The 14,067-nt window shown below is 44.2% G+C and carries 11 protein-coding genes; 2 read left to right on the forward strand and 9 right to left on the reverse strand.

The window, feature by feature from the left end; translation table 11 throughout:
* Positions 1-4 precede the first annotated feature (4 nt).
* The 7 genes from MAMP_RS13750 to leuA form a co-directional block, all read right to left on the reverse strand.
* Positions 5-208 (reverse strand): SlyX family protein, encoded by a 204-nt coding sequence (locus tag MAMP_RS13750; RefSeq protein WP_007146693.1) that lies wholly within the window; start codon positions 206-208, stop codon positions 5-7.
* Positions 208-3,906 carry a methionine synthase gene (metH, locus tag MAMP_RS13755; RefSeq protein ID WP_007146694.1) on the reverse strand — a complete coding sequence of 1,233 codons (3,699 nt, stop codon included), beginning with the start codon at positions 3,904-3,906 and terminating at the stop codon, positions 208-210. Before metH ends, MAMP_RS13750 begins: the two co-directional genes overlap by 1 nt.
* Before the next feature lie 125 nt (positions 3,907-4,031).
* Positions 4,032-6,140 (reverse strand): methyl-accepting chemotaxis protein, encoded by a 2,109-nt coding sequence (locus tag MAMP_RS13760; protein WP_007146695.1) that lies wholly within the window; start codon positions 6,138-6,140, stop codon positions 4,032-4,034.
* A gap of 261 nt (positions 6,141-6,401) precedes the next feature.
* Positions 6,402-8,111, reverse strand: a complete 1,710-nt coding sequence (locus tag MAMP_RS13765) for a potassium/proton antiporter (protein WP_040576615.1) — start codon at positions 8,109-8,111, stop codon at positions 6,402-6,404.
* A 75-nt stretch (positions 8,112-8,186) separates the two neighbouring features.
* The gene (locus MAMP_RS13770) at positions 8,187-8,663 is read right to left on the reverse strand and encodes an LEA/WHy family protein (protein ID WP_007146697.1); all 477 of its coding nucleotides are present in this window, start codon (positions 8,661-8,663) and stop codon (positions 8,187-8,189) included.
* Positions 8,664-8,842: 179 nt separating this feature from the next.
* Positions 8,843-9,112, reverse strand: a complete 270-nt coding sequence (locus MAMP_RS13775; protein ID WP_007146698.1) for a hypothetical protein — start codon at positions 9,110-9,112, stop codon at positions 8,843-8,845.
* Between the two features lie 225 nt (positions 9,113-9,337).
* Positions 9,338-11,035 carry a 2-isopropylmalate synthase gene (leuA, locus tag MAMP_RS13780; RefSeq protein WP_007146699.1) on the reverse strand — a complete coding sequence of 566 codons (1,698 nt, stop codon included), beginning with the start codon at positions 11,033-11,035 and terminating at the stop codon, positions 9,338-9,340.
* A gap of 311 nt (positions 11,036-11,346) precedes the next feature.
* Between leuA and MAMP_RS13785 the strand changes: the two genes are divergently transcribed.
* On the forward strand, positions 11,347-11,817 hold the full coding sequence (locus MAMP_RS13785; protein ID WP_007146701.1) for an Lrp/AsnC family transcriptional regulator: 471 nt from the start codon (positions 11,347-11,349) through the stop codon (positions 11,815-11,817).
* A gap of 28 nt (positions 11,818-11,845) precedes the next feature.
* Here MAMP_RS13785 and rarD read toward each other — a convergent pair whose 3' ends face one another.
* Both rarD and MAMP_RS13795 read right to left on the reverse strand, forming a co-directional pair.
* Positions 11,846-12,727 (reverse strand): EamA family transporter RarD, encoded by an 882-nt coding sequence (rarD, locus tag MAMP_RS13790; protein WP_007146702.1) that lies wholly within the window; start codon positions 12,725-12,727, stop codon positions 11,846-11,848.
* A 97-nt stretch (positions 12,728-12,824) separates the two neighbouring features.
* Positions 12,825-13,067 carry an MGMT family protein gene (locus tag MAMP_RS13795; RefSeq protein WP_237701234.1) on the reverse strand — a complete coding sequence of 81 codons (243 nt, stop codon included), beginning with the start codon at positions 13,065-13,067 and terminating at the stop codon, positions 12,825-12,827.
* A gap of 209 nt (positions 13,068-13,276) precedes the next feature.
* On the opposite strand from MAMP_RS13795, the gene MAMP_RS15790 reads away from it, so the two are divergent.
* On the forward strand, positions 13,277-13,990 hold the full coding sequence (locus MAMP_RS15790; RefSeq protein WP_007146704.1) for a M10 family metallopeptidase domain-containing protein: 714 nt from the start codon (positions 13,277-13,279) through the stop codon (positions 13,988-13,990).
* Positions 13,991-14,067: the final 77 nt, after the last annotated feature.

Raw genomic sequence — 14,067 nt, forward strand, 5'->3', positions numbered from 1 at the left:
AAGCTTAATAGTGCGGTGGCGGTGGCTCATCGCTCGGCCGCATGAGTTGCATCTGTTGCATGCTTTCCATTTGCGCTTTGAAAGCAGCCATACGTTGTTCCAGCCGATCAATCTGTTTTTGTTGATTGATGACTACCTGATTTAACTCTTCCAGCAAACCGTCCTGAAAAGCTAAACGGGTTTGAAGATCAATAATGTCATTATTCATTAATCATCTCCGTCATAAGATAAGGCAGGCCCCAACCAACGCTCTGCTGTTTGCTTATCCCAGCCTTTACGCTGAGCATAGTCTTCCACCTGATCCTGATCGATTTTGCCCAGACCAAAATAACGTGATTCAGGATGTGCAAAATAGAAACCACTGACAGCGGCTGTCGGCAACATGGCATAGCTTTCAGTAATAGTCATGCCGGCATGTGTGACAGGATCAATCAGATCCCATAACAGCCCTTTTTCAGTATGGTCCGGACAGGCCGGATAACCTGGCGCAGGACGAATGCCTTGGTACTTCTCGTCAATCAGCGCTTCATTATCTAATTGCTCTTGTTTGGCATACCCCCAGAACTCTTTACGCACCCGTTCATGCATACGTTCAGCAAAGGCTTCTGCCAGACGATCCGCCAGCGCTTTCAGCATAATGCTGTGGTAATCATCATGATCTTCTTCAAAACGGGCGACGTGTTCATCAATGCCAATACCCGCAGTGACCGCAAAAGCGCCGATATAATCATTCACGCCGGTTTCTTTTGGTGCGATAAAATCAGCTAAAGCAGCATTAGGGCGACCAGGTGGACGTTCGGTTTGTTGACGTAAGCTATGCAGCGTCATCAACACTTCATCACGATTATCATCACGATAGACTTCAATATCATCGTCATTGATGCTGTTGGCTGCGAACAGACCGATCACCGCTTTCGCTGTCAGCCATTTTTCATCGACAATTTGCTGCAACATTTTTTTCGCATCTTCAAATAAGTGCGTGGCATGTTCACCCACCACTTCATCAGTCAAGATACGTGGGAATTTACCCGCCAGTTCCCATGATTGGAAAAATGGCGTCCAGTCAATACGCTCAACTAATTCAGCCAATGGATAGTCATCAAACACTTCCAAACCTAATTTAGCGGGTTTGGTAGGTTGATAAGCGGCCCAGTCAATCTTGGTTTTATTCGCTCGTGCTTCAGCAATACTTAATTGACGGCGACTGCTCTTACGTCCTTTATGTCTTGAACGCTTCTCTTCATAATCTTTTTTCAGATCCGCAATAAAGGCATCACGTGTGTCTTTGGTGACTAAACGCTGGGCCACACCCACCGCACGTGACGCATCTTTTACATAAATACTGCAGCCATGATAGTTCGGTTCGATTTTCACAGCCGTATGGATTAATGAGGTCGTTGCACCGCCAATCATTAACGGCGTCTCCATACCCAGTCGCTCCATTTCTTTAGCGACGTGCACCATTTCATCCAGTGATGGCGTAATCAGGCCAGACAAGCCAATAATGTCGACATTTTCTTCTCGTGCTGTATCCAGAATTTTCTGTGCTGGCACCATGACACCGAGATCAATGACTTCGAAGTTATTACATTGCAGCACCACGCCAACGATATTTTTACCAATATCATGTACGTCACCTTTGACCGTGGCCATCAGGATCTTGCCGTTATTTTTGCTGGTGTCACCCTCTTCTTTCGCCGCTTCGATAAAGGGCATCAAATAGGCGACGGCTTTTTTCATCACGCGGGCAGACTTGACCACCTGAGGTAAAAACATCTTACCTTCACCAAATAAGTCACCAACCACATTCATGCCATCCATTAATGGCCCTTCAATCACTTCCAATGGTTTGGCATATTGCTGACGGGCTTCTTCCGTATCGTCTTCAACGTAATCAGCAATGCCTTTAACCAAAGCATGTTCCAGACGTTTTATCACCGGCAGTTCACGCCAGGCCAGGTCTTCCTGCTTAGCAACACTGCCGCCTTCACCTTTGTATTTTTCTGCCAGTTCCAGCAGGCGGTCAGTGGAATCGTCACGACGGTTTTGCACGACGTCTTCTACGGCTTCACGCAATTCTTCTGGCAAATCATCATAAATCGCCAACTGGCCGGCATTGACAATACCCATATCCATACCGGCTTTAATGGCGTGGTAAAGGAAAACCGCATGAATCGCTTCACGAACCGGATTATTACCACGGAATGAGAAGGAGACATTCGACACACCACCACTGATCAGCGCATGTGGCAGACTCTGTTTAATATCATGCACCGCCTCGATAAAATCGACGGCATAGTTATTGTGTTCTTCAATACCTGTAGCCACGGCAAAAATATTCGGATCGAAAATGATGTCTTCTGGTGGGAAATGCACTTTTTCAGTTAACACTTCATAAGAGCGTCTGCAGATTTCCAGTTTACGTTGGCGGGTATCAGCCTGACCAACTTCGTCAAACGCCATTACAATCACTGCCGCACCATAGCGACGAACCAGCTTGGCCTGTTCGATGAATTTTTCTTCGCCTTCTTTCAAGCTAATGGAGTTAACAATGCCTTTACCCTGAATGCATTTCAGACCGGCCTCAATAACTTCCCATTTGGATGAGTCAATCATCACAGGAACACGACTGATATCTGGCTCAGCAGCCAGTAAATTGAGGAAGGTGACCATAGCCTCTTTCGAGTCCAACATGCCTTCATCCATGTTGATATCGATGATTTGAGCACCATTCTCCACTTGCTGACGAGCGACTTCTAAAGCGGTGTCGTAGTCACCTTCTTTAATCAACTTGGCAAAGCGGGCGGAACCCGTGACGTTGGTTCGTTCACCGACGTTCACAAACAGGCTGTCAGGAGTGATATTCAGTGGTTCTAAACCACTTAAACGGCAATGATGTAAATTAGCTTTTGGCTGACGTGGTTTAATGCCTGCCACTGCATCGGCAATGGCTTTAATATGTGCAGGTGCGGTACCACAGCAGCCACCAACAATATTCAAGAAACCAGATTGTGCCCATTCTTTAATTTGCGCCGCCATGACTTCTGGTGACTCATCATATTCACCAAACTCATTTGGCAAACCCGCATTTGGGTGAGCACTGACGTGGCAAGTTACCACATTGGATAATTCTTCTACGTATTGACGTAATTGCTCTGCACCCAACGCACAGTTCAGACCAATACTCAGCGGCTGGATATGTGCCAGTGAGTTCCAGAATGCTTCGGCGGTTTGACCAGAAAGCGTACGGCCACTGGCATCAGTGATGGTGCCAGAAATCATGACCGGAATATGCACATTGTTCTGCTCGCAGAACTGATCAATCGCAAACAGAGCGGCTTTGGCATTTAATGTGTCAAAAACGGTTTCCACCAGCAATAAATCCGCACCGCCATCAACCAAACCACGAATGGCTTCCAGATACGCTTCAACCAGTTCATCAAAACTGACATTACGAAAGCCAGGGTTATTTACGTCAGGAGAAATACTGGCCGTGCGGTTAGTTGGGCCTAACACCCCAGTGACAAAACGCGGTTTATCCGGATTTTTCGCTGTAAACTCAGCAGCCACTTCTTTGGCAAGTTCAGCGGAGACTTTGTTTAACTCATACACCAGATCTTCCATCTGGTAATCAGCCATGGCAATAGAAGTGCCGTTAAAGGTATTGGTTTCGACAATATCCGCACCCGCTTCAAAATAAGCGCGGTGGATATCGCGAATAATCTGCGGTTGGGTCAGAGACAAAAGATCGTTATTGCCTTTAACATCACAAGGATGATCAGCAAATCGCGCTCCACGGAAATCTTTCTCTTCCAACTTGTAGCTTTGAATCAACGTGCCCATGCCACCATCAAGAATCAGGATACGTTGTTCGAGTAAGGATTTAATTTGTTGAAGCACAGTCATTTAAAGCAGATTTCCCATCTGGTAAAGCGATTATAAAAATCGCACGATTATACCAGATACTCACCATGACTTTTTAACTCTGATCGATGTAGTTCAGCCAGCATTGCTGCTGGCTGATTAACGATTTACACCTTGAATGACGATAAGCCGGTTTGCAACTCATTGGCTGTGGCATCCAAATCGCTACCGACCTGACTCAATTGTTTTGCGCCTTCCGCCGTTTGCTGAACCAGATCAGAAATACGGGTTAAGTTCTCACTGACGTTTTCACAGACATTACTCTGCTCTTCAGTGGCTGAAGCAATCTGTAAAGTCATTTCAGAGACTTCATCAATGGCGGTTTTAATTTTCATTAAGGCACTGGCAGCTGAATGCGCTAATTCCACGCTATGCTCTACCTGCTGACCGCTTTTCTTCATCGCTTCAGAGGCTTCTTTATTACCCTGATTCAATAATGAAAGACGATTCTGGATTTCTACAGTCGCTGACTGCGAACGGTTAGCCAATGCACGTACTTCATCTGCCACTACAGCAAAACCACGTCCTTTTTCACCTGCTCTGGCAGCTTCAATCGCGGCATTCAATGCTAATAAATTGGTTTGTTCGGCGATGCCCTGAATTTCAACCAAAATCTCGGCAATAGCGCCGCTGTTTTTGACCAGTTGATCCAACGCTGCTTCAGAAAGTTGAACACTGTTTTTCACATCACTGATTGACTGTGCATTCTGACTGACAAGATCGGCACCGGCTTCGGTTGATTGGTGTGCATCACTGACAAGTGTCGCTGTACGCTCAGCATTACCGGCAATTTGCTGAGCTGAGGCCGACATTTCAGTAACTGCAGACACCATCTGATCTAATAAACTGCTTTGCTCATTCATCTGCTCACTGGTTTGCTGACTAATTTGCTTACCTTGTGCGGACAATTCACTTATGCGGTTACCGATAGGCAGCATCTTTTTAATGAGCGTCTGTAACTTCTCAATAAATGTATTTAATAAACCAGCCAATTTGCTGGTTTCATCCTGGCGAGTGATATTAATGCGTTGAGTGAGATCACCTTCTCCACCGGCCAATTTACCCACAATGCCCGTCATATCATGTAAGGGTTTCACGCTACTTTTCGCGACGAACCAGACAATAACCATTCCGATGATCGCGAATAAGATGCCGAGTAACGTTGTCTGGGTGATAAATCGTGACTGCTGTTTATCCATGAATGACTGCTGCTTCTCAATATCAGCATAGATAACCGCTTCAGGCACTGAAATATAGACAATCCATGGCTTATCAGCTTTAGCTAGAGTGAACGGTTTTAAAACTCTCAATGCAGAGTCGTCAGCAAATATTTTGCCCTCACCCGAAGCAGATACGGCTTTAATTTTTTCGACCAGATCAGCATCGATAGACTTCAGGTTTTTGCCCACTAATTCAGGATGCTCGCTATCAGCAACGATGACACCCTTGGGGCTTAATAACAGCATCTGACCAGCGCCATCATAAAGCCGTTTATCAACATCTATGACTTTGGATTGCAGGAAGTCAGCACTGATATCCACACCCGTCATGCCAATAAACTGTCCGTTGTTGTTAATGGGGACGACCATACTGGTCAATAAAACATCCTTACCATTAATAGGATAAATATAAGGGTCAATAACACAATTTTTGTTGGAATCCTTCGGGCATAGGTAATATTCGCCAGCTCTGACACCATTTTCGTCACGGCTCTGGTCTTCAAGTCCAACCAGATTCTCAATAGTAAACCCCTCATCATTACCGTGAATGACATAAGGTAGGAAACGACCATTTTCATCACTACCCGTTGTTGAACGATATAAACCATCAGAAAAATCGAGTTGATTCGGTTCAAAAGCGACATAGGTCCCTAAGAAATTAGGGCTCAGATTTAAGGTCTTTTTCAGGATATCAAGTGCTAGTTGACGTTTATCAATGCTATTCGAGGCATCGGCGAGTGTCTGCATAGACATCGATGTGGTAGTGGCTACATTTAACGCTTTTTCAAGAGGCACAAGCAGACTGGCACTGGTATCACTGGCCAGCAGATCCAGATAGTTTTCTGCCTGCTCTTTTGTTATTTCACTGCTGTAATCTGCTAGTGAATCGTTAATTTTGCCAAAGTTGTATACCACAACAAGTGCCGTTACCAACACAACAGACAGCAGACTCAGCCCAGCCCAAACGCTAAAGCGTTGCTGAATAGATAAATTCATTTTAACTCCGTAGAAATACAGCCACCCGTCAAAACTGTATCCTGTTTGTTAGCTGATGAATAAAGCTAAAGCGCCACTATAAAAATGTACACAAACAGACGACAAACTCAGGCTACTGTTCTCCATTAAACAGTGCTCAAACGTGTTCTATAAGTTATGACAAGTCACCAAAGAAATGATGATGTGCAAAATATGACAGAAAGCGAAATAGAAAACAATGTTTAATGAGAGGAAACATGGATTCAGTCACATATCACTTTCTCAATACAGTCTCATGCCGACTTTTTTCACGGTATCGCCATCGACTTCATTCACTACCCAATGAATGCCATGCCAATCAATATCATCCCCCACTACAGGGTGTCCACCTACACGGCGGGCAATAAATTCCCCTAGACTGACGCCGACTTCCTGAGGACTGATGGTTAAGCCATAGGCCTTAGCCACATCCACTAACATAGCATCGCCATTGAGTACAAACGAACCAAAAAAGGCTAACTGTTTCTGGTTAAGTTGATTATCGCCATTGAATAACTCATTCAGATTATCTAAATCTTCTTCGCGACTAATCACACATAAAATGTCGCCTAATTTTAAGCGGGTACTACCTTTAGGATGAATCATCTCTTCATTACGGAATAATGCAGAAATCATTGCCCCTGATGGAAAGCGTAATAACCGAATAGGTTGCTCATCAAGGCGATGATTTTCTACTTTATAGACAAACATTTCATAATCACGCTCGGGCAAAATCCCCAGAGATCCACGCTGTCTTGGGCTGGCTTTTTTAGGGATCTGTACCCGCATCCATTTTGCCATCGGCAATAATGTTCCGCCCTGAATTAATAGCGACAGCAGGACCACAGCAAACGCCACATTGAAATACATTGACGAATTCTCTACTCCGCCGATAACAGGGAAAATCGCTAACACAATCGGTACAGCACCACGCAATCCAACCCAGGAAATGAAGCCGATTTCTCGCCAGCGGAACTTAAAGAACGGTTTTACTGAGAGCACGACAGCCAGCGGTCTGGCAACAAAAATAAGGGCTAAGGCAATAACCAGTGACGGTAAAGCATATTTCATCAATTCAGTTGGCGTGACCAACATACCCAGCACCAGGAATAAGCCAATTTGACTTAACCAGGCCAGGCCGTCATACACAGGTAAAATGTGTTGTAACTGACGCGTGTTTTCACTGCCTATCATTAAGCCGCAAAGATAGATCGCCAGAAAACCACTGCCCCCCACCCAGGAAGCCATCCCAAAAATAGTAAACCCCAGTGCTAAAGCCAGCAGAGAATACAGGCCTGGTACCAACTCTAATTTGTTCAATAAACGTTTGACTAACCAACCGCCTAAAAGACCAATACCAATGCCAAAACCAAATTGTTGCAGGAAAAATAAGACATTGCCTAAAACCGTATTTTCATCACTGATCAATAACTGAATAAACATCAAGGTGAGGAAAATAGCCATCGGATCGTTAGTACCGGATTCAATTTCAAGGGTAGCACCAACCCGCTCGTTGATATTAATCCCTTGGCCACGCAACATGGAAAATACAGCGGCCGCATCGGTTGATCCGACAATAGCACCAATCAACAGCCCTTCAACCAATGTCAGATCAAAAATCCACATTGCGATTAAACCAACGACGCCACTGGTAATAAACACGCCGACTGTAGCCATAGATAAGGCAGGTTTAAAACCAACACGGAATGTTTTCAGGCGAGTACGCATCCCACCATCAAGCAAAATCATCGCTAATGCCAGATGACCGATGACAAAGGCCACAGAATAATTATCAAACTGAATACCTAAAACACCGTCTTCCCCAGCCAACATACCTAAAGCCAGGAAGATAATCAGCAGAGGCAGACCAAATAATGACGATAAGCGGCTGGCCAGAATGCTGAGAGCAATCAGGGAACCACTTAACAGAAACAACATACTTATCGAATTCATAGGGGCGCTTTTAAATATGAGCTATGTCATAAACATAGCAACAAATGCTCGGAAGAGCACGAAATGACAGTGAATTTATCGCGGTGATGAGGGATTTTTTAAACTAAATGTCCCGGCCTCTTCAATATCAATAAAAGGTAAAAGGCTGCCGACATCCAGACGCGCCTTAAATCGATAATCAAATGAATCTTTGTTATTACTCATCAATTGACTGATTAACTTCGCACCGCCAATCAAGTCTGGCACAGCCCTGATTGTAAACTCCTCCGTGCCGTAACCTGCGACCCGAGGCAAGTCAGGTTCAGCACCACTTAAAATACGATAGCCATCAACTTCAACGGAATAGCTCATACCTTTCAATGGCAGTGCACTCCGGTTGGGATTAATGACTTTTAAGCCAACAAGAAATGTCGGTGTTGAAGCTGTTGATTGAGGCGCCAGAGTAAAGGAGGTGATATTGACCTGCGGCTGTTCGAACTGAGGAGACAATGTAGCGCATGCTGATAAGGTATAAGTCATGATAAAAAGAATGACCCAACGAAAGTGTCGCATTGAATGCTCCTGTGATGATTTAGAATCGAGTAACCCACAACAAATGATGCCCTCAGAGGCTTAATTCAAGCTTATCAGACAGATTAAATTGAAAGGTCACAAAAAAAGCGCCGCACTTTCTTTCAAAAGCACGGCGCCTGTTAAAGCTTATGGACGCAGTGTCCATTCAGAAATTCAGATTATTGACCGCGTTCCTGAACTTCTTCATTTTCATCCATCTCATATGCCGGATGCGGTGAGTTAGCAGAATCCTCTGCTTCCTCCATATTTTCTTTATATTCTTCGCTATGTTTTTTATCTTTAATGGTATCCAGCTCTTCACCCATTTCATGCGCCGGATGTTTTGCTCCCTCATGGGACGACTCATGTTCATTTGCGAAGGCTGCACCTGAGCTAAATAAAACCAGCATGACAACGGATAATAAAGTTGTTAGTTGTGTTTTTAACATGATTTTCTCCTTTGTTTGACTCCATCAAACATCGGTAAGAAGAACCTGAACAAATACCTATGTGTTCAGGACTGACTCCTACCCTAACGAATTCTTGAGTAAAATTCAAATCACGAAAAGATATTTTTCCTTTAATAATCAACAACTAAAATCATCACACCAGATCAGGCATAATCCCGAGCATCACGTCAGATAATCCTTAATGCTCACTCGGGAAATCACTGATTATCCTGCCGCCACGTTCTCAGCTCTCTCAGGTTTAGTAACGTTGATAAACCGATTCACGCCATTCAACAAGGCTTTTATTGCCGAGGTGGTGATATTCTGATCCTGACCAACACCAAACACGGTGGCATGCTCACCGACCTTAACCTCAACATAACTGACTGCCGTCGCATCAGACCCGGCGCTCATCCCATGCTCGTGATAATCAGCAACGGTAACCGTTTCACCAATATGCTCAGATATCGCTTTTGCCACCGCATCCAATGGGCCATTTCCCTGACCTTTTAATTCAATACGTTGTTGCTGATATTTCACCACCACATGGCTCAACACCTGATGACTTTCTTCATCGACAATATGGCTTCCCATGTATTGATATGGGCTATTCACCTGAATATATTCTTTATCAAACAAGGTCGCGATATTGTCAGCATTAATTTCACGCCCACTACTATCACTGACTTTCTGTACCACTTTGCTGAATTCAATCTGCAAACGTCGTGGCAATTCAAATCCGGCATGCTGCTGTAACAAGAAACTCACCCCCCCTTTGCCCGACTGACTATTTACCCGAACCACCGCATCATAACTACGATTCACATCCGCTGGATCAATTGGCAAATAAGGCACTTGCCAGTAATCATCGGCTTTTTGCACAGCCAACCCTTTTTTAATCGCATCTTGGTGTGAACCTGAAAATGCGGTAAACACCAATTCTCCTGCATACGGGTGGCGAGGATGTACAGGTAATTGTGTGGTTTCTTCAAACAACTGACGAATCTGATCCATCTGGGTGAAATCAACACCGGGATGGATCCCTTGTGAGTACAAGTTCATTGCCAAAGTGATCAAGTCCACATTACCGGTACGTTCACCGTTACCAAATAAACAGCCTTCCACACGATCAGCACCTGCCATTACCGCTAATTCAGCTGCTGCCACAGCTGTACCGCGATCATTATGTGGATGCACACTCAATATAATGCTGTCGCGATTGTTTAAATGGCGATGCATCCATTCCACCTGATCGGCATAAGTATTCGGCGTAGCCATCTCCACGGTTGCCGGCAAGTTAATAATCATCTTATGTTCTGGAGTCGGCTGCCAGATCGCCGTCACCGCATCACAGACTTCTTTGGCAAATTCAATTTCAGCACTGGAAAATGTCTCCGGTGAATATTGATAAATCCACTCAGTTTCCGGCTGTTTTGCCGTCATTTCTTTGACCCAGCGTGTTCCACGCTCAGCAATCTCTTTCACCCCAGCCTTGTCTGTGCGATAGACAATCTCACGAAATGCCGGTGCAATCGGATTGTACATATGCAAAATAGCACGCTTTGCGCCTTTTAAGGATTCCACTGTTCGGGCAATTAAGTCTTCTCTGGCTTGAGTTAACACTTCAATGGTGACATCATCAGGAATACGATTTTCTTCAATCAGCCGGCGTACGAAATTAAAGTCCGTCTCCGAAGCTGATGGAAAGCCAACTTCAATTTCTTTGAAGCCCATATCCACCAAGGCCAGAAAAAACCGCATTTTAGTGTCGACAGACATCGGATCAATCAAAGCCTGATTACCATCACGTAAATCGGTGCTCATCCAGATGGGGGCTTTATCCAGTACCACATTAGGCCACTGCCGATCCGGCAATTGGATAGCATCAAAGCGGCGATACTTCTGAGCGGGCTGACTAATCATGTCTGACTCCTGACAATACACATTAATGACACAAAAGATGCTGAAACAAATTTGCCTGACTCACCATATCAATCGGGTTAATTGATACTTTTCCGATGTACCGTTCATGACTTTTGATCATGTCCGTACATCGTGCCAGCCGCGCTTTTGGCGCATGGCTATCAGTTCCAGCCATGTGAAATAGTATAAAGAAGTGTTAATAGAATTAAATTGCTAAGCTTGCACAAAACCAATAAATAAAAGAATAATATTGCTTATATTTATTAAATATTGAAATATATAACCACAATATAAATTACCAGGAATATTTCATGTCTGAGCAACTTGATAAATACGATGTCATGATCTTGCAAAAATTACAGACTGACGGACGTATCACCAACCAGGAATTAGCCGAAGCCATCAAACTTTCACCCTCGCCCTGTCTGCGCCGGGTTAAACAAATGGAAGAAAAAGGCTTAATTGATGGTTACGTTGCTTTGCTCAACGCCAAAAAATTAGGCCTGACCTTAATGGCGTTTATTGGTATCAGTATGGATAAACATACACCGGAACGATTCGAAGCACTTGAGTCAACCCTCGCCGGTTGCCCTGAAGTCCTTGAGTGTCATCTGATCACCGGCCAATCGGCAGATTATTTATTAAAAGTCATTGTGAAAGATATGGATGCCTATCAACAATTTCTGCTCAATAAATTAACTCGAATTGAGGGTGTCACCGGTGTTCACACTTCCTTTGTGATGAAGTCGCCAATTAAAACCACGGCTTTGCCTGTTAGCTGATGCCACTGATGCATCAGCTAAAGTTAAGTTATACAGCAGGTCGTTTCTGCTTTTGCAGCTGCCACATGCCTGCCATAAACAGCAGCATCGCTAACCAAACAATAATAAACGTCACTAATCTGGCTTGGGGAAAGTGCTCATCCAATACATACACACCAATCAAAAATTGTATGGTTGGATTGATATACATAATAAAACCGACAATCGATAAATTGATACGTCGGGTTGCCATAGCAAATAAAACCAAAGGTAATGCCGTCAAAAAGCCTGAGCTAATCAACAACACAGTTGTCGTTGTATCCTCGCCAAATTGTAATATTGACGGCTCAGCTTTGGCCTGCCAGCCAATCCACAGCATAACAAAAGGCATTAACCACAAAGCTTCTATGGTGAGTCCGTTAATACCATCAATCGGATGAACTTTACGGATAAGTCCGTAGAAGGCAAAAGCAAATGACAAAATTACGCCCACCCATGGCAAGCTGCCAAATGACCACAGTTCCCAAAGCACTGCCAGAAACGCAATCCCCCCTGCGATGGCTTGCAACGGATGCAAAGACTCTTTTAGTAAGAGTCGCCCCATCAGCAAGCTGACCAAAGGCATGATGAAATAGCCTAAACTGGCCTCAAGCACCCGATGTTGACCAACGGCCCAGATATACACCAACCAGTTAATGGCAATAAATACCGCTGATGCGCCCAGCCACAATAAGGTCGTTTTATTATGCAATGCTTCCCATAGGTGCTTACCGCGCTTTAGCAACAAGCCCACTGTTAAAGTCGCCACCAGTGACCAGATAATCCGATGCGCGGTCACTTCGATTGGTGACACGTGGCTCAGGTAACTGAAAAAGAGTGGAAAAGTACCCCAGATGGTATAAGCCAGAATGGCTAAGATTAGACCTTGCATGGTGTTCTCAGAAATTTAAATACATATGGTATCAGTGACACAAACGGCTATAAACTTTTATCAGCTAGCTTCCCTTATCAGAGAGTTACGGTGCATATTAATGGTGCTGGTAAACCGATAATTGTATTTTCCCGTTATGAATGACAATGCCTTCTGCGCGAAGGCACTGTATCTGCATAGCGTATTTATCGCTGCCTTCAGGAAAAGATGAACGCCCCTGGGCATTAATGACTCTATGCCAGGGCAATAACGTATTTGCCGGTAAATTTTTCAGTACCGTCCCGACATAACGAGCATATCCTGGATAGCCACAACGCTTAGCAATTTGTCCGTATGTCATCACTTTTCCGAAAGGTATATCGGCAACGGTTTGCCATATCATGGTATCAAGTTCGTTCATTGTGCTGAGTATAGACGTTGATTCATTTATTTTGTCGATAAACAAGGGACTTTTTTGTGTTATTCAGCCAAGCGATAAGGCTAAAAAATGTGATAAATTTCACATTAGCTAGAACGCTACTTTATCAACTCAAGACAAGGATGACTTTAGTGAAAACATTCACCGCCCTACTCTGTTTATTTTTATTATCAACAGCCAATGCTTACACCCTATCTTATGGCCCAATACAGAAATGGGGAGACCCCACACTCGGAACTGGTGCAACGATCAGTTACAGCTTTATGATGGGTGGAGAACAATGCGATACATCTACTTGCTCTGCGTTAGATAGCTTTATGCCATTGGGGTTTCAGCAAGAAATCAAAAAAGCATTTAATACCTGGAGCAGTGTCGCCAACCTCAATTTTATTGAAGTTGCAGACGATGGCGCTAACTTTAATACATTAACCACCTCAGGCGATATCCGCATCGGTGGTGAAACGATTGATGGCCCAAGTGGCGTATTAGCTCATGCTTTTTATCCCGATACCCATTGGTATTTTTCTGCTGGAGGTGACCTGCATTTTGATACATCAGAAACATGGAGTATTGATAATCTGGTTGATGGCATCAGCATCTTCTGGGTAGCTTTACACGAAATTGGCCACTCCCTGGGCTTGGGTCATTCAAACGAATCTAACGCTATCATGGGGCCTTATTACAACCCTGTTCTGACAGGTCTTCAAGCTGATGATATCGCTGGTATTCAATATCTCTATGGTGCCAATATTTCAGCCGTCCCAGTTCCGTCAGCATTCTGGTTATTAAGTTCAGCCTTGGTAGGCTTGTGTGGATTAAGAAGAAAAACATCTTCTAAAAATTAATATGAATCAGCCTCTCACTCTATGTGGGTGAGAGGCTCAACATCTTTATTTGCCAATACCACAGTATCTCGAACGGC

This window comes from Methylophaga thalassica MP (assembly GCF_000214595.1).
In the GTDB taxonomy this organism is placed as follows: Bacteria; Pseudomonadota; Gammaproteobacteria; order Nitrosococcales; family Methylophagaceae; genus Methylophaga; species Methylophaga thalassica.

Coding starts and splice junctions, on each gene's coding strand:
- MAMP_RS13750 (WP_007146693.1), bottom strand. CDS start 208: ATGAATAATGACATTATTGATCTTCAAACCCGTTTAGCTTTTCAGGAC.
- metH (WP_007146694.1), bottom strand. CDS start 3,906: ATGACTGTGCTTCAACAAATTAAATCCTTACTCGAACAACGTATCCTG.
- MAMP_RS13760 (WP_007146695.1), bottom strand. CDS start 6,140: ATGAATTTATCTATTCAGCAACGCTTTAGCGTTTGGGCTGGGCTGAGT.
- MAMP_RS13765 (WP_040576615.1), bottom strand. CDS start 8,111: ATGAATTCGATAAGTATGTTGTTTCTGTTAAGTGGTTCCCTGATTGCT.
- MAMP_RS13770 (WP_007146697.1), bottom strand. CDS start 8,663: ATGCGACACTTTCGTTGGGTCATTCTTTTTATCATGACTTATACCTTA.
- MAMP_RS13775 (WP_007146698.1), bottom strand. CDS start 9,112: ATGTTAAAAACACAACTAACAACTTTATTATCCGTTGTCATGCTGGTT.
- leuA (WP_007146699.1), bottom strand. CDS start 11,035: ATGATTAGTCAGCCCGCTCAGAAGTATCGCCGCTTTGATGCTATCCAA.
- MAMP_RS13785 (WP_007146701.1), top strand. CDS start 11,347: ATGTCTGAGCAACTTGATAAATACGATGTCATGATCTTGCAAAAATTA.
- rarD (WP_007146702.1), bottom strand. CDS start 12,727: ATGCAAGGTCTAATCTTAGCCATTCTGGCTTATACCATCTGGGGTACT.
- MAMP_RS13795 (WP_237701234.1), bottom strand. CDS start 13,067: ATGACATACGGACAAATTGCTAAGCGTTGTGGCTATCCAGGATATGCT.